The 18678-nt window shown below is 66.6% G+C and carries 16 protein-coding genes, 4 tRNA genes and 1 pseudogene; 12 read left to right on the forward strand and 9 right to left on the reverse strand.

Annotated features, from left to right (window positions below; all coding sequences use genetic code 11):
* Positions 1-33: 33 nt before the first annotated feature.
* The 3 genes and pseudogenes from tssM (at position 34) to BVG12_RS30205 (ending at position 5536) form a co-directional block, all read left to right on the forward strand.
* Positions 34-3783 (forward strand): annotated as a pseudogene (tssM, locus tag BVG12_RS30195) (type VI secretion system membrane subunit TssM).
* Positions 3780-4769, forward strand: coding sequence for a type VI secretion system-associated protein TagF (gene tagF, locus BVG12_RS30200; protein ID WP_229503755.1), 990 nt, complete (start codon positions 3780-3782; stop codon positions 4767-4769). The pseudogene tssM and the gene tagF overlap by 4 nt, the downstream one beginning before the upstream one ends.
* On the forward strand, positions 4766-5536 hold the full coding sequence (locus BVG12_RS30205; protein WP_370662820.1) for an OmpA family protein: 771 nt from the start codon (positions 4766-4768) through the stop codon (positions 5534-5536). The genes tagF and BVG12_RS30205 overlap by 4 nt, the downstream gene beginning before the upstream one ends.
* Positions 5537-5594: 58 nt before the next feature.
* Here the strand turns inward: BVG12_RS30205 and icmH are convergent, their stop codons facing one another.
* The 3 genes from icmH to tssJ are packed head-to-tail and all read right to left on the reverse strand — an operon-like array spanning position 5595 to position 8306.
* Positions 5595-6353, reverse strand: a complete 759-nt coding sequence (gene icmH, locus BVG12_RS30210; protein ID WP_075795630.1) for a type IVB secretion system protein IcmH/DotU — start codon at positions 6351-6353, stop codon at positions 5595-5597.
* Positions 6350-7696, reverse strand: coding sequence for a type VI secretion system baseplate subunit TssK (gene tssK, locus BVG12_RS30215; protein ID WP_075795631.1), 1347 nt, complete (start codon positions 7694-7696; stop codon positions 6350-6352). Before tssK ends, icmH begins: the two co-directional genes overlap by 4 nt.
* 46 nt (positions 7697-7742) lie before the next feature.
* Positions 7743-8306, reverse strand: a complete 564-nt coding sequence (gene tssJ / locus BVG12_RS30220) for a type VI secretion system lipoprotein TssJ (protein WP_075795632.1) — start codon at positions 8304-8306, stop codon at positions 7743-7745.
* A gap of 187 nt (positions 8307-8493) precedes the next feature.
* Here tssJ and BVG12_RS30225 point away from each other — a divergent pair, with 187 nt between their 5' ends.
* The 7 genes from BVG12_RS30225 (at position 8494) to tssA (ending at position 15833) form a co-directional block, all read left to right on the forward strand.
* Positions 8494-9087, forward strand: coding sequence for a tetratricopeptide repeat protein (locus tag BVG12_RS30225; protein ID WP_075795633.1), 594 nt, complete (start codon positions 8494-8496; stop codon positions 9085-9087).
* 27 nt (positions 9088-9114) lie between these two features.
* Positions 9115-9633 (forward strand): type VI secretion system contractile sheath small subunit, encoded by a 519-nt coding sequence (gene tssB, locus BVG12_RS30230; protein ID WP_075795634.1) that lies wholly within the window; start codon positions 9115-9117, stop codon positions 9631-9633.
* Positions 9630-11123 (forward strand): type VI secretion system contractile sheath large subunit, encoded by a 1494-nt coding sequence (gene tssC, locus BVG12_RS30235; RefSeq protein WP_075795635.1) that lies wholly within the window; start codon positions 9630-9632, stop codon positions 11121-11123. Before tssB ends, tssC begins: the two co-directional genes overlap by 4 nt.
* 30 nt (positions 11124-11153) lie before the next feature.
* Positions 11154-11645, forward strand: coding sequence for an Hcp family type VI secretion system effector (locus tag BVG12_RS30240; RefSeq protein WP_075795636.1), 492 nt, complete (start codon positions 11154-11156; stop codon positions 11643-11645).
* 81 nt (positions 11646-11726) lie between these two features.
* Positions 11727-12218, forward strand: a complete 492-nt coding sequence (tssE, locus tag BVG12_RS30245; protein WP_075795637.1) for a type VI secretion system baseplate subunit TssE — start codon at positions 11727-11729, stop codon at positions 12216-12218.
* Positions 12194-14842, forward strand: a complete 2649-nt coding sequence (tssH, locus tag BVG12_RS30250; protein ID WP_075795638.1) for a type VI secretion system ATPase TssH — start codon at positions 12194-12196, stop codon at positions 14840-14842. Before tssE ends, tssH begins: the two co-directional genes overlap by 25 nt.
* 10 nt (positions 14843-14852) lie before the next feature.
* Positions 14853-15833, forward strand: coding sequence for a type VI secretion system protein TssA (tssA, locus tag BVG12_RS30255; RefSeq protein ID WP_075795639.1), 981 nt, complete (start codon positions 14853-14855; stop codon positions 15831-15833).
* A 1-nt stretch (position 15834) separates the two neighbouring features.
* On the opposite strand, the gene BVG12_RS30260 is transcribed toward tssA, so the two are convergent.
* Entirely contained in the window at positions 15835-16392 is a 558-nt protein-coding gene (locus tag BVG12_RS30260) for a phasin family protein (RefSeq protein WP_075795640.1), read from the reverse strand.
* Positions 16393-16468: 76 nt separating this feature from the next.
* Positions 16469-16672 (reverse strand): hypothetical protein, encoded by a 204-nt coding sequence (locus tag BVG12_RS30265; RefSeq protein WP_075795641.1) that lies wholly within the window; start codon positions 16670-16672, stop codon positions 16469-16471.
* A gap of 98 nt (positions 16673-16770) precedes the next feature.
* On the opposite strand from BVG12_RS30265, the gene cueR reads away from it, so the two are divergent.
* Together cueR and BVG12_RS30275 are read left to right on the forward strand one after the other, a co-directional pair.
* Positions 16771-17187 carry a Cu(I)-responsive transcriptional regulator gene (gene cueR / locus BVG12_RS30270; RefSeq protein ID WP_075795642.1) on the forward strand — a complete coding sequence of 139 codons (417 nt, stop codon included), beginning with the start codon at positions 16771-16773 and terminating at the stop codon, positions 17185-17187.
* Positions 17188-17191: 4 nt separating this feature from the next.
* Positions 17192-18079: an alpha/beta hydrolase gene (locus BVG12_RS30275; protein ID WP_075795643.1), complete on the forward strand. Its 888-nt coding sequence runs from the start codon at positions 17192-17194 to the stop codon at positions 18077-18079.
* A gap of 81 nt (positions 18080-18160) precedes the next feature.
* Here BVG12_RS30275 and BVG12_RS30280 read toward each other — a convergent pair.
* The 4 genes from BVG12_RS30280 to BVG12_RS30295 form a co-directional block, all read right to left on the reverse strand.
* Positions 18161-18245 (reverse strand) — tRNA-Leu (locus BVG12_RS30280).
* Between the two features lie 40 nt (positions 18246-18285).
* Positions 18286-18370: transfer RNA gene (locus tag BVG12_RS30285), tRNA-Leu, on the reverse strand.
* Between the two features lie 40 nt (positions 18371-18410).
* A tRNA-Leu gene (locus BVG12_RS30290) sits at positions 18411-18495 on the reverse strand.
* A gap of 68 nt (positions 18496-18563) precedes the next feature.
* Positions 18564-18648: transfer RNA gene (locus BVG12_RS30295), tRNA-Leu, on the reverse strand.
* Positions 18649-18678 lie beyond the last annotated feature (30 nt).

Genomic DNA, 18678 nt, shown 5'->3' on the forward strand with positions numbered 1-18678 from the left:
TTGCCGATGGTATTCACCAACTCCCGAACAAATATGATCGCCCGACTCTGGCAGTTCTTGACCGACAGACGTGTATTGGCCGTGATCGGCATCGGGATGCTCGCGGCATTCCTGCTGCTGGGCGCGGAATCTCCCGACGTGGCCCTGATCTGGGCGGCGCTGCTCGGCCTGTTGTTGCTGGGCGCGGGCGGCCTCGTGTGGCTCATCCGTGCTTGGCTGCGCAAGCGCGCGGCCAGCCGGCTGGGCGACGCGATCCTGACGGACACGGAGGCCGACGGCAAGGCCCAGTCCGCGCGCAACGATGCGGCCGTACTGCGCAAGGGTATGCTGGAAGCGATCAACACGATCAAAACGTCCAAGCTGGGGCTGACGCGTGGTGCCGCGGCGCTGTACGAATTGCCGTGGTACATGATCATCGGGAACCCGGCGGCGGGAAAGAGCAGTGCGATCAAGCATTCCGGCCTGACCTTCCCGATCCCGGGCAGCAAGGCCGTGCAAGGCGTCGGCGGCACGCGCAACTGCGACTGGTTCTTTACCACGGACGGCATCCTGCTCGACACGGCCGGGCGCTATTCCGTCTTCGAAGCGGACCGCGCCGAGTGGTTCAGTTTCCTCGATCTCCTGCGCAAGCATCGTCCGCGGGCACCGATCAACGGCATCCTGATCGCGGTCAGCGTCGCCGAGCTCGCCGGCGGCAGTCCCGAGGCCTCGATCGAGCTGGCCAAGAGCCTGCGCACCCGCGTGCAGGAATTGACCGAACGGCTGGGCGTCCACGCGCCGGTCTACGTGATCTTCACGAAGGCCGATCTGATCGCCGGCTTCGCCGACTTCTTCCATGACTGCGAACGGACGGAACGCGAACGCGTCTGGGGCGCGACCCTGCGCTACAACCGGCGCAGCACGCCGCAGGACGTCCTGGCATTCTTCGACCAGCAATTCGACGAACTGCACGATGGTCTGAAGGAGATGAGCCTGGCCAGCATGGCCGGCAATCGCAGCACCGCGCCGCGTTCCGGCGTGTTCACGTTCCCGCTCGAATTCGCCGTGCTCAAGCCCCAGCTGCGTGCCTTCCTCGCCACGCTGTTCGAAGAAAACACGTGGCAATTCAAACCCGTGTTCCGTGGCTTTTATTTCACCAGCGCCCTGCAGGAAGGCAGTGTCGAGAATTTGTCGGCGCGGCGCGTTGCCGGACGGTTCGATTTGCAGCTGCGACCGCTCGGCGACAAGGCTGCCGGCGACGAATCCACGCAGGGAGCAGAGCAGTCCGGTTTCTTTCTGCTGCAGCTGTTCCGCAAGGTGATCTTCGCCGACCGCGACCTGGTCAAGCGTTACACCAGCCCGGCCGCCACGCGCATGAAGATCGGCGCGTTCTTCGCGGCCACGCTGTTGCTTGGTTGCGCGCTGGGCGGCTGGAGCTGGTCATACATGGGCAACCGCCAGCTGGTTGCGAACGTCAAGGCCGACCTGGACAAGGTCATGAAGCTGCAGGCAGGCCGGTCCGACTTGCAGGCGCGACTGGAAGGCCTCGACATCCTTCAGGACCGCATCGAGCAGCTCGAGAAATACCGTGAGGATCGTCCTTGGGCGCTGGCATTCGGCCTGTACCAGGGTGAGGCGCTCGAACGCAAATTGCGCGACGAGTATTTCGCAGGCGTGCGCGAAGTGATGGTGCAGCCGGTGGCGGGCGCACTCGAGGGCCTGCTGGCCGACATGAATGCGAATGCCGCCCAGCTCGACCCGAACGTGCGGGCGACGCCGGCGGCCAGGCCGGGCCAGCCTTATCAGGACGTTTCCTCGACCAATGTGGGCGACGCCTACAATGCGCTCAAGACTTACCTGATGTTGGCGGACAAGACGCATGCCGAGTCCGGCCACCTGAACGACCAGCTGACGCGCTTCTGGCGCGGCTGGCTGGAAGCGAACCGGGGTGCGATGCCGCGCGAACAAATGATCCGCAGCGCCGAGCGCCAACTGACCTTCGTGCTGGCGCATATCGACGACCAGGCCTGGCCTCAGATCACACCCAAGCTCAGCCTGCTGGACACCGCGCGCGAAAACCTGCGCCGCGTCGTGCGCGGCACGCCGGCGCGCGAGCGCGTGTACGCAGACATCCGCACCCGCGCCTCGACACGCTTTCCCGGCGTGACGGTGGCGCGCATCGTGGGCGAACAGGACCAGGCACTGGTCGTGGGCAGCTATGCCATCGGCGCTGCCTACACCCGCGATGCGTGGTAGAAATTTGTCCAGGGCGCGATCCGCGAGGCATCGACGCGCGAACTGCAAAGCAGCGACTGGGTCCTCAAGAGCGTCGCCAAGGACGACCTCACGCTGGAGGGCAGCCCGGAACAGATCCAGAAGGCTCTCGTCGAGATGTACAAGGCCGATTATGCGCGCGAATGGAGCAAGTTCGTGCAGGGTGTGACGATCGCCGACCTGAATGGCTTCGACGCCAGCGTGCAGGCGATGAACCGCCTGGGTGATCCGCTGACCTCGCCACTGGCCAAGGTGCTCAAGGCCGTCCACGAACAGACGTCCTGGGACGACCCGACGCAGGGGCGGGTCGACACCGTCAAGCTCAAGCGCGGCCTGACCGGGTGGTTTCGCGACATGGTGCTGAGGCAGACGCCTAGCGAGGCGCGCCAGGTCGCCGACGCCGTGGGACCGTTGCCCGTCGGCGGCGTGCAGGCGGCCGGCCCGGTGGGGCGCGAGTTCGCCGGCGTCGCGCGTCTCGTCGGCGTCAAGGAAAAGGATGCGTCGCTGATGACGGGCTATCTCGATGCCTTGTCGAAGCTGCGCAGCCGCCTGAACCAACTCAAGAACCAGGGCGACCCCGGCCCCGGCGCCAAGCAGCTGATGCAGCAGACGCTGGAAGGCAATGGTTCCGAGCTGGCCGACGCGCTGAAATACGTTGACGAGCAGATGCTGACCGGGATGACGGACACGCAGAAGCAGATGCTGCGTCCACTGCTCGTACGTCCGCTGGTGCAGACCTTTGCGATGATCGTGTTGCCCTCGGAATCGGAAATCAACAAGACGTGGCAGGCGCAAGTCGTCGAGCCGTTTCAGAAGACACTGGCGGCCAAGTATCCGTTCGCGCCTTCGGCCCAGATCCAGGCCACGCCGGCCGAGATCGGCCAGGTGTTCGGTCCGGACGGCGTCGTCGCGAAATTCGTGGGCACGACCATGGGGCCGCTAGTCGTGCGCCGCGGCGACGTTCTCAGCAGCCGCACGTGGGCCGATATCGGCATCACGCTGGCGCCGCAGGTCGTGAGCGGCTTCCCGGGCTGGGTCGCGCCCTTGTCGGCCAACGGCGTCGCGGCCGGCGGCGGGCCACAGACCGTGTTCCAGCTGCTGCCGCTGACCGCCCCCGGCGTCATCGAGTACACGATCGACATCGACGGCCAGCAGCTGCGCTACCGGAACACACCGCCGGCGTGGGTCAATATGGTGCATCCTGGCCCGCAGGGCAGCAGCGGCGCGAAGATCAGCGCCGTCACGTTCGATGGCCGTACGGTGGAACTGTTCAATGAGGCGGGCCAGTTCGGACTGCAGAAAATGATCGAGGCGGCGGCGAAGAAGCGTCTCGATGCGGGCTCGCACGAATTGCGTTGGAGCGCCGGCAATGTCTCTGTAGCGGTCAACCTCAAGCGCGTCAGCAGCACGGAGACCACGGCGGGCGATGCGCAGGCCAGCCAGGGATTCCGCGGCCTGCGCCTGCCCGACGCCGTCGTCGGCCGCGCGACTGCCGCTACCGGCCCCGCGCTGGCCGGAGCGTCGCAGTGAACCGCACCGTGAGCCGTACCTTGCAGCGCGCGCCCGCGTCCAGCCGGATCGGCTATTTCGGCAAGATTCCGGCGCACAGCGACTTCGTCAAGCTGGCCGACGACCAGCCGGTCATCGGCATGCTGGACGATTGGATCGCCCAGGTGATGACACGGCTGCCCGCCGATGCACGCTGGAAGCTGAATTACGACGCGATGGCCCCGGCCAGCTTTGCCTTCGTCGGGCCTGGCCGGCGCCATGCCGTGGCTGGTCACCTCGTCGCCAGCCACGACCGCTCGGGGCGGCGCTTCCCGTTCCTGATGATGCGCACGATCGACGTGCCCGATCCGGCCGGCTTCGTTACACGCTGCCCGCTGATCTTCGGGCCGTTGTGGGACTACCTGGAAGGCATGGCGCCGCGCGTGCTGGGCAGTGGCGACCCGAGCGCGTACCTGCAGGCGATCGCGGACGCGCCGGCGGCGCTGGGCGGGCACGATGCCGCCCTGGACAGTTATCTGGCCCTGTCCACCGTGGGCGAGCTGACGGCGCAGCTGGAACTGGCGACGAACCGCATGATCCTCGGGCTCGGTCTGCTGCTGCAGCCCGTCATGCACAGCCGTCCCGCCAGCCTCCACAAGAGCCTCGTGCTGCCGCTGCCGTGCGATGGCGTCAACCGGTACGCCGCCGCCGCCTTCTGGCTGGAACTGGTGCTGCCGTTCATCCGGCGCAGCGGTTTCGATCTCGTGTTGTTCCTGACCCGCGTGCGCGAGCGTCCTGCCCTCGTCGTCGGCTTCGGCGGCGAGGCGGCCGGCACGCTCCATGCCCTGATCGACCCGCTCGTCGCCGTCGACCAGCAGGTGCACCTCGCCGACGACGCCTGGATCGACGAGCAGCTGGGCCTGGACGTCGATGTGCGTACCCTGGCCAGCTATCTCGAACAGCCGGCGCTGCCCCTGCGTCTGGCGCGCGAATTGTTCTTGAAAACCTTTATCGGAGCCGCGCCTTGAATCCGAAGACACTGATGTTGACCATGGCCGTCGCGGCCGCCACCTGCGCGCCGGTCGCCGCCCTCGCGGATGCCGCCGCGCCCATCGTCGTCTCCGGTACGGTCGGGGATGACGCCAGCAAGGCCGCGTTGCTGGCCCGCCTGCGCGCCGTGTACGGTCCCGAGCGGATCGTGGACCAGCTCGCGGTCGGCCGAGTCTCGACGCCGGCGAACTGGAACGAGCATGTCGGCAAGCTGATCGGTCCGAACCTGAAACTGATCAGCCGGGGCCAGTTACAGATCGACGGCACCAACGTCAGCCTGCGCGGCGATGTTGCCAGCGAGGCCCAGCGCACGCAAGTCGCGAGCGACATGGCGCTGGCCCTCGACCCCGGCTACACGGTCAACAACGGCCTGCGTGTGGCGGGTTCGGAGCAGGGCATGCTGGATGCGGCGCTGGCCAACCGCATCATCGAATTCGAATCCGGCCAAGCCACGCTGACGGATTCCGGCAAGGCCATCCTCGACCAGATGAGCGTGGCGTTGCTGCGCCTCAAGGACAAGCGGGTCGAGGTCATCGGCCACACCGACAATGCGGGCTCGCGCGCCGGCAACCTGTCGCTGAGCCAGGCACGGGCCGAGGCCGTCAAGGCCTATGTGGTCGGGCGCGGCATCAAGTCCGACATGATCGCCGTGTCCGGCGAAGGCCCGGACCGTCCCGTGGCGGACAACCGCACGCCGGAAGGACGGGCGCGCAACCGGCGTATCGAGTTCAAGGTCGTCCAGTAACGCTTATCTGTTACGGCGGCGTAGAACGACCTGTCGAGCAGCCAGAACGGTGCCCCCATCAGGGCAACGTGATCGTCACATTGGCCGACCGCGGCGGCAGTTTGATGAGATCGTTGTAACTGACCAGCGCCCGGTCCGTCTCGTGGCCGAGCGCGCTCCGGTACCCCAGATAGGCGCCGAGGCCGGCCAGCGCGAAGACGCCGCACAAGACCCACAGCGACGTGTCGCTCCCGAGCTTGTGGACAATCTGATCGGGCCGTTCCGCGTGCGGTGCGAAGGCGCGGCTTTTACCGCGCATGCGCGCGATCTCGTCGCCGAGGCGCGCCGTCAGGTAGTTCAGTTTATCGCGGCCGTCGAGGGCGAAGCGGCCCTGGAAGCCCAGCAGCAGGCACAGATGGTAGACCTCGAGCGCCTGCAGGTGTGCGCTGCCCTTGGCGCGCAGGTCTTCCAGGCGCTGGAAAAAATGCTCGCCGGCTAACTGGTCGCCGAACAGGCGCAGTTGCAGCGGCCGGGTTTCCCAGGCTTCGCGGATGGCGTAGTCGGAACCGAGGATGATCTCGTCGACGGCCGCGCAGAAGGCATATTTTGCCGCCGTCACGTCGTCGGCCGGGATGCCGAGCGCCTTGGCGCTGCGGTCGACGTCGCCGAGGAAGCTTGTCATGCGGTCGGCGAAGCCGCCCTGGTCCTGCGGGCCGCAGCCGTTTTTGAGGAGGAACAGGGCATAAAACCCCTCGACCATCAGGTCGACGAGAGCAGGGGCGGTGCCGGCGGCGCCGCGTTGGGTGGGCGCGGCGCGCCGTTCGACGGGATGGTTCATGCTGCGATCGCAATCAGTTCGAGTTTGAGGTCACGGATACCGTTCGGCACGTAGATCGAGATGGCTTGCGCCTTGAGCATGCTGTCGTACAGCACGCCGCGGTTATCGAGCACGAAATACACCATGTCCGGCCGCACGGGCAGCGCGCCGGGCACCTGGGCCGCATGCGTCAGTTTCACGCCGGGCATGGCCGTCAGCACCAGCTTGTCGACGTCTTCCGGGGCGCCGATCTTGAAGCGCAGCGGGACGATGTCGACGAGCTGCAGCGCCGCCAGGTCGGCCGCCACGCCCAGGTACAGCGTCGTCTGGGCGTTGATCTTGCCGGAGTCGAGCGCGCCCAGATGGTAGGACGGGCGGTCGTTCGACAGCGCGATCGCGAAATACCGGGACGAGATCACGGTGTCCAGCAGTTCGCGCAGGATACCGTCCAGGCGCGCGAAGGCCGGGCCCGGGGCCTGGTGCGCATAGGCCGGCAAGTCTTCCAGCCTGGCCGTGCGCGAAAACGTCATCAGGCCGCCGGCCAGCGCCAGCAGTTCCTGGAACAGGCGTTCCGGATGCAGCTCGCGGTGGTTCAGATAATGGGTCAGCGCGGCGTAGCCGGTGCTGACCGTGTGCAGCAGCCAGAACGACGCGACGTCGCCGCCGCGCAGCTCGATGACGTGCCGGCCCGGTTCGCGGTAGTGGCCGTACAGGGCGTTGACCTTGGCCAGCAGCTTTTCCATCAGGCGTACGAGGCGTCCGTGCAGCCCCTGGGCGCCGGCGATCGACAAGCTGGGCGCAATGAATGCTTGGTCGACCTCGAAGCCGCCGGTCGCCACCCGCTGCAGGCGCACGAGCGGGAAGCTGTCGTAGGCGTCCAGCGATTCGAGTTCGGACACGAGGCGCACGGTGCGGGTCAGGTAGGCCACCGGGGCCGGGGCGGCCTGGCTGAACAGGTCCAGGGTATCGTGTTCGCGCTGGCCGAAGCGGGCATCCGGCCGCGTTTCGCCACGGCCCGCGCAATTGTCGCCGTGCGCTTTCAGCACGGGCAGGGCCGCGTGGAAGGTAATCGTCTGCACGTCGGGCGGCAACTCGTCCAGGCGGGCCTGCGGCGGCAGCGGGTCCTGGTCCGGCGCGCGCACGACGTCGCCGTCCGGGAAAATCAGGGACAGCTCGGTCACGCGCAGCGTGTCGGCCTTGAGGGCATCGGTATCGATGGCCAGCCTGCGCACACCCCAGCAATAAGGATGCAGCGCGTTGGCCGTCTCGTTCAGCCGTGCTTCGTGGTAGCGGTCCTGTTGCTGGAAGTGCTGGGGACGCAGGAACAATCCTTCGCCCCACAAGACTTTCGACGGTATATTCATGGGCCTCCCTTCACAAATCTCTAGCTTGCTGGAAACGTTGCAGCGCTTATTGACAGTGGACAAGAGACAAAGGCTTGACGCTATCGCCGGCAGGCAGAGCACCCGTGCCGACCGTCAGCGCGCAGGCGTGAAGGCCGATGGTGACGCCGGCCTGTTCGACGTCCGCGGCGGGGAACACGGCGCGCCAGCCGTGTTCGGCCGGCGCATGGAACAGGGCGACGACGCCGAGCCACGGCGTGTCGCGCGCCAGCCTGTCGTTGACGTCGAGACGCCGCCCCGGCACCAGCGTGACGTCGCGGACGTCGACGAGGTCCGCGCCGAGCGCTTCGCGTTCCGCCTGCGGGGACAGGAAGGCGGTATAGGGCGCCTGTTCGAACGCGCCGCGCTGGCGCAGCTTGTAGATGCGCACCAGCAGGGCCAGCGACTGGCCGCGCGCATCCACGTTCAGCCGTGGCGCGGCGTGCAGGTGCACGACCACGTTGCGCGGCGGCAGCTGGGATTCCGGCACGGGCGGCGGCTTGCGCAGCCCGATCGCGTCCAGCGCGCCGCCGCCGGCACAGCCGCCGAGCATCCAGATCAGGCCACACCATCCCATCCACGATCGTATCATCGGCACTCCTTGCATTTGGTAATGAGGACAGGAAGATTTAACGGCTTTGTCCGCCATGTGCGCTGAGCCCGCGCAACGGACTTTTCGACAAGGCACAATCGGCCGGTAAAGGTGTGTTGATGGCACGCAATTCTGCTGAGAAATCGTTCACCAATAATGGCGTCTGATTTCACACCGGGAGAGCCAGATGCCATTCGAACGCCTGATGCCGCTTGCCGCGGTGCCCCTTACCTGTATCGCGTTGCTGTCGGCCTGCGCCAGTACCGCGCCGGAGTCCAGCCATGCCGCCGCCAAGGCCGGGTCGACGATGGCGACGGCGATGGCGGAAGCGGACGCCGCCGTGCTGGCGGGCCAGAACGACAAGGCCTATGCGATCCTCAAGAAGGCCGGCGGCACTTTCCCGACCGACAAGACTCCGTGGGTGCGCATGGCCCAGATGCACTTCGACAGCACGAACTATGGCGAAGCGATCGTCGATGCGCTGGAAGCCCTGGAGCGCGACCCGGACGACACGCTGGCGAACAGCATCGTCGCCGTGAGCGGCCTGCGCGTGACGAGCAAGGCGCTGGCCGATCTGAGCCAGAAGAACAACCTCACGGGCAATGTTCGGACCGAGGCGCAGGACCTCGCCAAGCTGCTGCGCACGAGCCTGAACGAAGACGTCCTGGTGCCGAACAACCGTCCACCGGCCACGCACACGCGTGAGACCTCGCGCAAGGCCGCCGCCGCGTCGGTCACGCGTTCTACCGCATCGAGCGATCCGTTCGGCACGCTCAAATAACCCGCCAACAGCCTCACTGGAGACGATATGCCCAAGAATGAAAGCGTGCAGAAACGCCTGCAGAAAGTGCGCGCGCCGCGCGTGCAGATGACGTACGACGTCGAGATCGGCGACGCGATCGAGAACAAGGAGTTGCCGTTCGTGGTCGGTGTGCTGGGCGACTTCGGCACCGATCCCGACGCGCCCAAGAAACGTCTCAAGGACCGCAAATTCGTCAACGTCGATGCCGACAATTTCGACGAGGTGCTGGGTGGCGTGGCGCCGGCGACGAGCTTTCGCGTGCAGAACCACCTGTCGCCGGAAGGCGGCGAGTTCGCCGTGCAGCTGCAGTTCAAGCAGATGGACGACTTCCGCCCGGAGGCCGTCGTGCAGCAGGTGGCGCCGCTCAAGGGGCTGCTGGACGCCCGCGCCAAGCTGGCCGACCTGCGCAACAAGCTGGCCGGCAACGACAAGCTGGAGGACCTGTTGAACGACGTGCTGACCAACACGGAAAAACTGGGCAGCTTGCGCAAGGGCGGCGGCAAGCCGGGCAAGGAGGACGCATGAGCGCGATCCTTGAGACGGCCAATGCCGCGTCGGCGCACGCCGGTGAACTGGATGTATCGCTGCTCGACCAGATCGTCGAGCAGAGCCGGGTGGCGAAATCGAGCAGCGAGCACGAACGGGCGCGCGACATCATTTCCGAGCTCGTGAGCCAGGTCATGGAAGGCACGATGGTCATGTCGACGAATCTGTCGGCCACGATCGATGCGCGCCTGGCGGAGCTGGACCGGATGATCTCGGACCAGCTGTCCGCGATCATGCACGCCCCCGAATTCCAGAAGCTGGAGCGCAGCTGGACCGGCCTGCATTATCTCGTCAAGAACACGGCGACGGGCACCGGCCTGCAGGTGCGCATGCTCAATGCCAGCAAGCGCGACCTCGTGAAGGATTTCCAGTCGGCGCTCGAATTCGACCAGAGCACGCTGTTCAAGAAGGTCTACGAAGAGGAATTCGGCAGCTTCGGCGGCGCGCCGTATGGCACGCTGATCGGCGACTTCGAGATCACGCGCCAGCCCGAGGACATCTATTTTCTCGAGCAGATGTCGCATGTGGCGGCGGCCAGCCATGCGCCGTTCATCACGTCGGCGGGGCCGGAACTGTTCGGCGTCGAGAGCTTCGGCGACCTGGGCAAGCCGCGCGACCTGGCGAAGGTGTTCGACACGGTCGAATACGCGAAATGGAAGGCGTTCCGAGAATCGGAAGATGCGCGCTACGTCGGCCTGACGTTGCCGCGTTTCCTGGGCCGGCTGCCGTACAACCCGGCCGACGGCACCGCGACGGAAGGCTTCAATTTCGTCGAGGACGTGGACGGGACCGACCACCAGAAATACCTGTGGTGTAACGCGGCCTATGCCTTCGCCACCAAGCTGACGAAGGCGTTCGAGGATTATGGCTGGTGCGCGGCGATCCGCGGCGTCGAGGGCGGCGGCCTCGTCGAGAATCTGCCCACGCACACGTTCAAGACGGACGAGGGCGAGATCGCCTTGAAATGCCCGACGGAGCTGGCGATCACGGACCGCCGCGAGAAAGAGCTGTCGGACCTCGGCTTCATCTCGCTCGTGCACTGCAAGAACACGTCGTACGCCGCGTTCTTCGGCGCGCAGTCGGCGCAGAAGGCCCGCAAGTACGCGAACGACGCGGCCAACGCAAACGCGCTGCTGTCGTCGCAGCTGCAATACATCTTCGCCGTGTCGCGCATCGCGCACTACATGAAGGCCATGATGCGCGACAAGATCGGCAGCTTCGCCGCGGCCTCCAACGTCGAGGATTATCTGAACCGCTGGCTGACGCAATACGTGCTCCTCGACGATAACGCGAGCCAGGAACAGAAGGCGCAATTCCCGCTGCGCGAAGCGAGCGTGCAAGTGGCCGAGGTGCCGGGGCGGCCCGGCGTGTACCGGGCCGTGTCGTTCCTGCGCCCGCATTTCCAGCTCGACGAATTGTCCGTTTCGCTCCGATTGGTCGCGGAGTTGCCGCAATCGACCAAGAACTGATTCTTCCAATAACCTGAACTGGAGTAGAACATGGCAATTGACGTGTACCTGCAAATCGACGGCATCAAGGGCGAGTCGGCCGACGACAAGCACAAGGACTGGATCGAGTGCAAATCGGTCAACTGGGGCGTGACGCAACCCAAGTCCGCGACGGCGTCGACCGGCGGCGGCCACACCGCCGAGCGCTGCGAGCATGACGAGATCGAGATCGCCAAGCTGGCCGACTTGTCCTCGCCGCTGCTGCTGCAGACCTGCTCGTCGGGCAAGACGATCCCCAAGGCGAAATTCGAATTCATGCGCGCCGACGGGCAGGGCGAACGCGTCAAGTATTTCGAGATCGAGATCGAAAACGTCCTGATCGGCACCGTCAAGCCCCAGGTCGCGGAAGGCGACTTCCTGCACGAGAAAGTCGGCCTGAAATTCTCGAAGATCAAGTGGAAGTACACCCAGCAGAAGATCGGCGGCGGCGCCGGCGGCAATACGTCGGGCGGCTGGGATCTCGCCACCAACCGGGTCGTTTGACGCGCCACTCCCACATTCCCCGCGTTTGCCGCGGTCTCCGGGCCGCGGCGTTTTTTCCTGCGGCTTTGAACGGGAGCAGCGATGACAGCCTATCTTCCCGGCCTGCTGGACCGCCTGATGGGACAGCAGGCCCACCCCGGCCGTCCGGGGGCCGAGCAACTCAAGGACAACGTCGCGCGCGACCTGGAAGCCCTGCTGAACGCCCGCGCCGGCATGCCACCGGCAACCTTCGACGCCTATCCGCTGGCGCGCGCCTCCATCCTCAACTACGGCCTGACGGACTTCGCCGCATTCTGCCTCTCCAGCAGCGAGGACCGGGCCGCGATCTGCGCCTGCCTCGAGGAGGCGATCGAGCGCCACGAGCCGCGCCTGAAAAACGTCAGCGCCGCGCTGGAAGACGAGCAGGGCGGCGTCAACCGCCTCAGGTTCGTGATCAACGCGACCCTACAGGCCGGCCCCGACGTCGAACCGGTCAATTTCAATGCCGTGCTGCAGCCATCCTCGCTGAACTACGCGATCAGCAGGGCCACCACACAAAGGACATCGACATGGATATCAACCTCAAGACCCTGATCGCCAAGCTGAACGACGTCACGCGCGCCGCCGCCACGCGCGCGGCCGGCATCTGCGTCGGGTTCGGCCAGTACGAAGTCGACATCGAACACCTGTTCCTCGCGCTGCTGGAGCAGCCCGGGAGCGACCTGGTGGTGGTGGCGCGCGAGGCGGGCATCAGCACGACGGGTCTCGAATCCGACCTGCGCCGCGAAGTCGAGCGCCTGCCGTCGGGCAGCGCACGCACGCCCGTGTTTTCGCGCCACCTGCCGGTGCTGTTCGAGCACGCCTGGCTGATCGCCTCGCTGAACACTGGGGGCCAGCCCCAGCGCATCCGCAGCGGCCACCTGCTGTTCGCGCTGTTGACGGAGCCCGGCCTCGCTCAGCTCGCGCAGCGCGCGTCGCGCCATTTCGCCGGCTTCCCGCTCGACCGCCTGAAGCACGACTTCGACAAGCTCACGCACGGTTCCGACGAAGCGCCGGCGGTCGTGGCCGAGCCGCAGGTGCCGTCCGCGGACCCGGTCAGCGAACTGCAGGCGGGCGCGCCCGGCAAGACGCCCGCGCTCGACCAGTACACGACCTGCCTCACGGCGCGCGCGCGCGAAGGCAAGCTCGATCCCGTGATCGGGCGCGATGCCGAGATCCGGCAAGTCATCGACATCCTCATGCGCCGGCGCCAGAACAATCCGATCCTGACCGGCGAGGCGGGCGTGGGCAAGACGGCCGTCGTCGAAGGTCTCGCGCTGCGCGTCGCGCTTGGCGACGTGTCCGACGTCCCGGATGCGCTACGAGGTGTCGAGATCCACGTGCTGGACCTGGGCCTGCTGCAGGCCGGTGCAAGCGTCAAGGGCGAGTTCGAGAACCGCCTGAAAAACGTGATCGACGAAGTGAAAAAAAGCCTGCACCCGATCATACTGTTCATCGACGAGGCCCACACGATGATCGGCGCGGGCGGCACGGCCGGCCAGAACGATGCAGCGAATCTGCTGAAACCCGCACTGGCGCGCGGCGAACTGCGCACCGTGGCAGCGACGACGTGGAGCGAATACAAGAAATACTTCGAAAAGGATGCCGCGCTGGCGCGCCGGTTCCAAGTGGTGAAGGTCGAGGAGCCGAGCGAGGAGACGGCATGCGCCATGCTGCGCGCGATGGCCCCGTTGATGGAGGCGCATTTCGGCGTGCGCATCTACGACGAGGCGATCGGGGAAGCGGTGCGCCTGTCGCACCGCTACATCAGCGGGCGCCAGCTGCCGGACAAGGCGGTCAGCGTGCTCGATACGGCGTGCGCCAAGGTCGCGCTGGGCCAGAAGGCGACCCCCGCCGCGCTGGAGGATTGCGCGCGCAAGGTGGAGCGCCTGGACGCCCGCATCCAGGCCCTCGTGCGCGAGGAGAGCGCGGGCGCGGACCATGCCGCCGCGCTGACCGCGCTGCGCGCCGAACGGTCCGCCGCGCTGGAAGAGCAGGGACGCCTGCAAGCGCGCTGGGATGGCGAGCAGGCGCTGTGCGCCGAGATCCACGCGCTGCGCGCGCGCCTGGAAGCGGGGCAGGGCGACAGCCCGGCGTTGCGCGCCAAGGTGGAGGAACTGCACGCGCTGCAGGGCGAGACGCCGCTCGTGCCCGTGCAGGTCGATGGCCAAGCGGTGGCCGCCGTCGTCGCCGCGTGGACCGGGATTCCGCTCGGGCGCATGGTGAAGGACGAGATCCGCACCGTGATGAATCTGCAGGGTTTATTGGACGAACGGATCCTCGGCCAGGGCCATGCCAGCCGCATCGTCGCCCAGCGCGTGCGCACCGCACGCGCGCATCTCGAAGACCCGAACAAGCCCAAGGGTGTGTTCCTGTTCGTCGGCACGTCCGGCGTCGGCAAGACGGAGACCGCGCTCGCGCTGGCCGACCTGTTGTACGGCGGCGAGCGCAAGCTCGTCACCATCAACATGAGCGAATACCAGGAAGCGCACAGCGTCTCCGGCCTCAAAGGCTCGCCACCGGGCTATGTGGGCTATGGCGAGGGCGGCGTGCTGACGGAAGCCGTGCGGCGCAATCCGTACAGCGTCGTGCTGCTCGACGAAGTGGAAAAGGCGCACGCGGACGTGCTCGAACTGTTCTTCCAGGTGTTCGACAAGGGCGTGCTGGACGATGCGGAAGGCCGCCAGATCGACTTCCGCAACACGATCATCATCCTGACGTCGAACGCGGCGTCGAGCCAGATCATGCAGGCCTGCCTGAACAAGGCGCCGCACGAACGTCCGGCACCGGACGCCCTGGCGGAGCTGATCCGGCCCAGCCTCATGAAGCATTTCAAACCCGCGTTCCTGGGCCGCCTGACAGTGGTGCCGTTCTACCCGATCGACGACGCGGTGCTCGGCAACATCATCCGGCTCAAGCTGGACCGCATCAAGCAGCGCGTGGCCGCGAACCACAACGCCCGCTTCGAATACGACGACGCGCTCGTGGCGGCCGTGCTGGCGCGCTGCACGGAGGTCGATTCGGGGGCGCGCAATGTCGACACGATCCTGAGCGGCACCTTGCTGCCGGAGATCGCGGACTCGGTGCTGGCGCGCATGGCGGAAGGCGGCGCGATCGGCAAGGTGAAGGTCAGCGCGACCAAGACGGGCAAGATCCGTTACGCCGTCGAACCGGCATAAGGAGGCCATCATGCTGAACCTGGAACGGCTGCTGGCGCCCGTCAGCGCCGACAAGCCCTGCGGCGAGGACCTCGCGTTTTCCAGCGAGATCGACGCCATCGTGCGCGCCCGCCAGGCCGACGATCCGTCGCTGGAGCAGGGCGCGTGGGTCACGGAGCTGAAGGAAGCGGACTGGAAGTTCGTCGCGCGCCAGTGCGCCCAATTGATCGAACAGCGCAGCAAGGACTTGCAGCTGGCCGTCTGGCTGGCGGAAGCCGCCGTGCGCACGGCCGGCTTGCGCGAATTCGGCGACAGCCTTCTCTTGAGCGCCATGCTGTGCGAGCGTTACTGGGACGGCCTGTATCCGCTGCCGGACGAGGATGGCGTCGAGCGGCGCATCGGCAACCTGGCGTGGCTGGCCGCGCGCATCGCGCCCTGGTTGTGCGGCGTGCCGCTGACCGAGGGTGCGGACGGCCACGCGCTGCGCGATTTCGACGCTGCGCGCATGCAGGGCGGCGACGCGCTGGCGAAGCTGGAAGGGGCGCGCCAGCGCACGTCGCAGACGTTCTACACCAATCTGATGCGCGACTGCGAGCATTGCGCGGCCGCGCTCGACCGGCTGGAAAAGAGCGTCGACGCCGTGCTCGGGGCCGATGGTCCTAGCTTCAGCGCGGCGCGTTCGGCTCTGGAGAGCCTCGTCCTGTTCATCAAGCCGGCGTTGAAGGAAGCGGTGCCGGTGCCGGTCGCGGCCGGGGGCGCGCTCGCGGCGCCGGTACAGGCCGCGGCGGCGGCCGGGCCGCTGCAGTCGCGCGCCCAGGCGCTGGCCCAACTGCGCGCGGTGGCGGATTATTTCCGCCGCACGGAGCCGCACAGCCCCGTCGCCTACCTGGCCGACAAGGCTGCGCAGTGGGGCGAACAGCCCCTGCATGTGTGGTTGCGGTCGGTGGTGAAGGACGACGCGGCGTTCGCCCACATCGAAGAGATGCTGGGCGTGGGGCCGCGGCCGTCCTGAATCAATGCGACGTCTGCCCTTGCGACTGGGCGGCCTTGAGCTGCTCGGTCGCGCGCGCGACCTGTTCCTCGACGCGGCGCATGGCTTCGCGCGTCGATTGCGTCACCTGTTCGTAGCCCTTGAAGGCGTTTTCGATCGCGGCCTTGATGATCTCCACCGCGTTTTCCTGGCCCGGCTTGACGTTCTGGGTGACGTCGTAGATCAGCGCCGACAAGGTGTTCTTCGCTTCGGCCAGGTGAGTGTCGGCGGCCTGCTCGAATTCCTTCTTGATGTCGCCGATGATCACCTTGAGCTGGTCGCCGTAGGCGGCCGCTTCCGACACGCCCGGCTGCACGCGCGAGGACAGGGCATCCATGGCTGCCTTGGGGTCCTGCGCCTGGCTGAGCTGGCGGCCCGCTTCCAGCGTGTTTTCCATCGATTGCTTGGCGGTCGCCAGGTTCAGCGCCACCACCTGCTCGACGCCCTGCACGGCCTTGCTGGCCAGGGCGTTGAAGGTCTGCATCTGCAGGTCGAACAGGGTCTTGGTGGCGGATGCGAATTGCTCGGGATTGTTGAACATCGATTTCTCCTCGGTTAGGAAACTACGGCGACCAGGTGTTGCTCCTCTTCGTTTCGGACGATGTGATGCAATTCAATTATTTAGCAGACGTTGGTTTTTCGCAATGGGCGTCACGATAAGGGCCGTCGGCGCGCGCCCAGCCGTCGCCCAGCGGGGTCTGCGAACAGACGAGCGCACCGGTGCTCTTGCTGCGCCAGTGATACCAGGGCGCCGGCGCCGCGTTCAGGACGATGGGGCCGGCGAGGGCGAGGCCCAGTGCGATCAGGACAGTCTTCTTCATGGTGTCCCGAGCTTAACCGCTTGGCGCGGCAAGTCAAGCAACCTTGAGCTTCCCATCGTGGGAAGGTGTATGCTGGCCACTCATCGAAGGAAGAGATCATGAGCGTTTCTGCACAGGCTACGGGGTTCAACATCGGCGAAGCGGCGCGCGCGTCCGGCGTGACGGCCAAGATGGTGCGTCATTACGAGGCCATCGGCCTGCTGCCGCCGGCGCGACGCACGGAGGCCGGCTACCGGCTCTACGGCACGGACGACGTGCGCATGCTGCAATTCATCCATCGGGGTCGCGCGCTGGGTTTTTCGCTGGACCAGATCGCCGATCTGCTGGCGCTGTGGCGCGACAAGCACCGCGCCAGCGCCGACGTGCGCCGCCTCGCGCTCGCACACATCGATGAACTGGACCGCAAGATCGAGGAGCTGGAAGCGATGAAGCGTACCCTGGCCTCGCTGGCCAGTTCCTGCCACGGCGACGCGCGCTCCGACTGCCCCATCCTGGACGACCTGGCGGCCGACTAGAGCCATGCTCGTTCGTCTGTCGCCGTCCGCCTGCCTGATCGCGCTCGCCATGATCGTGCTGGTGGGCGCCGCCATCGTCTGGGCGGTCGGATCGAAGCTGATCGCGGTCGAGACGCGTCCCGTGGCGCTGCCCGCACTCGGCGCGGAGGACGTGGTGCTGCATCCGGCCCCGGACCAGCGCGTGGCCGGCTCCTTCCTGGCGGGCCGCGGCCGCGGCGCCGTGCTGCTGCTGCATGGTATCCACGGCGACCGCCGCGACATGGCCGCCCGGGCCCGCTTCCTGCAGGCGCAAGGCTATGCCGTGCTGCTGATCGACTTGCCGGGCCAGGGCGCCAGCACGGCGTCGTTCGTGACGTTCGGGCTGCGCGAAGGGGAAGGCGTCCGGGCCGCGCTCGTGGAACTGCGGCGCCGGGCGCCGGGGCAGCGCATCGGCGTGATCGCCGTGTCGCTGGGGGCGGCGTCGCTCGTGTTGTGCCGCGACTGTCCGCCGGTCGACGCGGTGGTGCTGGAAGCGATGTATCCGACGATCGAGGAAGCCGTCGCGAACCGCCTGCGCATGCGGCTGGGGCCGGTGGGCGGGCCGCTGTCCGCGCTGCTGCTGTGGCAGTTGCCGCTGCGCCTGAACATCCGGTCCGATGCGCTGCGCCCGATCGCGCACATCGCGCAGTTGAATGCGCCGGTGCTGATCGCCGCCGGCGGCGCCGACCTGCACACGACCTTGCCCGAAACGCAGCGGTTGTTCGCGGCCGCCGCGCAGCCAAAGGACTTATGGGTGGTGGAGGGCGCCGCGCACGTGGACCTGCACGCCTACGCGCCTGCGGACTATGAACGGCGCATCGGGGCGTTCCTCGCGCGGCACCTGGTGTCAATGCCGGTCGCCGGCGACCGGTAAACGCAAAACGCCGCAATCCTTCTGCAAAGATTGCGGCGTTTTGCGCCAGAATTCTGGTGGCCGTTATGGCCGGGTAGCTTTTGGTGCCCACGGAGGGACTCGAACCCCCACACCTCGCGGCACATGGACCTGAACCATGCGCGTCTACCAATTCCGCCACGTGGGCATGTAAAACTTCAAACGTACAGCAACAACAGGGTAGCTTTTGGTGCCCACGGAGGGACTCGAACCCCCACACCTCGCGGCACATGGACCTGAACCATGCGCGTCTACCAATTCCGCCACGTGGGCATGCAAAACTTCAAACGTACAGCAACAACAAGGTAGCTTTTGGTGCCCACGGAGGGACTCGAACCCCCACACCTCGCGGCACATGGACCTGAACCATGCGCGTCTACCAATTCCGCCACGTGGGCAATCTACCGCCACTACTCTTGTTTCCGCGCGGGCTCGTGGAGCCCACCCTACGCAAATGCTCGCCAGCTGGTGCCCACGGAGGGACTCGAACCCCCACACCTCGCGGCACATGGACCTGAACCATGCGCGTCTACCAATTCCGCCACGTGGGCATTGGACCGCTTTGCTTGCATTGCTCGACG

Origin of the sequence: Massilia putida, assembly GCF_001941825.1 — a bacterium.
GTDB classification, from domain to species: domain Bacteria; phylum Pseudomonadota; class Gammaproteobacteria; order Burkholderiales; family Burkholderiaceae_D; genus Telluria; species Telluria putida.

Excerpts from the sequence above, each read along its gene's own strand:
- icmH (WP_075795630.1), bottom strand. The coding sequence starts at position 6,353 with ATGAACCATCCCGTCGAACGGCGCGCCGCGCCCACCCAACGCGGCGCC.
- tssK (WP_075795631.1), bottom strand. The coding sequence starts at position 7,696 with ATGAATATACCGTCGAAAGTCTTGTGGGGCGAAGGATTGTTCCTGCGT.
- tssJ (WP_075795632.1), bottom strand. The coding sequence starts at position 8,306 with ATGATACGATCGTGGATGGGATGGTGTGGCCTGATCTGGATGCTCGGC.
- BVG12_RS30225 (WP_075795633.1), top strand. The coding sequence starts at position 8,494 with ATGCCATTCGAACGCCTGATGCCGCTTGCCGCGGTGCCCCTTACCTGT.
- tssB (WP_075795634.1), top strand. The coding sequence starts at position 9,115 with ATGCCCAAGAATGAAAGCGTGCAGAAACGCCTGCAGAAAGTGCGCGCG.
- tssC (WP_075795635.1), top strand. The coding sequence starts at position 9,630 with ATGAGCGCGATCCTTGAGACGGCCAATGCCGCGTCGGCGCACGCCGGT.
- BVG12_RS30240 (WP_075795636.1), top strand. The coding sequence starts at position 11,154 with ATGGCAATTGACGTGTACCTGCAAATCGACGGCATCAAGGGCGAGTCG.
- tssE (WP_075795637.1), top strand. The coding sequence starts at position 11,727 with ATGACAGCCTATCTTCCCGGCCTGCTGGACCGCCTGATGGGACAGCAG.
- tssH (WP_075795638.1), top strand. The coding sequence starts at position 12,194 with ATGGATATCAACCTCAAGACCCTGATCGCCAAGCTGAACGACGTCACG.
- tssA (WP_075795639.1), top strand. The coding sequence starts at position 14,853 with ATGCTGAACCTGGAACGGCTGCTGGCGCCCGTCAGCGCCGACAAGCCC.
- BVG12_RS30260 (WP_075795640.1), bottom strand. The coding sequence starts at position 16,392 with ATGTTCAACAATCCCGAGCAATTCGCATCCGCCACCAAGACCCTGTTC.
- BVG12_RS30265 (WP_075795641.1), bottom strand. The coding sequence starts at position 16,672 with ATGAAGAAGACTGTCCTGATCGCACTGGGCCTCGCCCTCGCCGGCCCC.
- cueR (WP_075795642.1), top strand. The coding sequence starts at position 16,771 with ATGAGCGTTTCTGCACAGGCTACGGGGTTCAACATCGGCGAAGCGGCG.
- BVG12_RS30275 (WP_075795643.1), top strand. The coding sequence starts at position 17,192 with ATGCTCGTTCGTCTGTCGCCGTCCGCCTGCCTGATCGCGCTCGCCATG.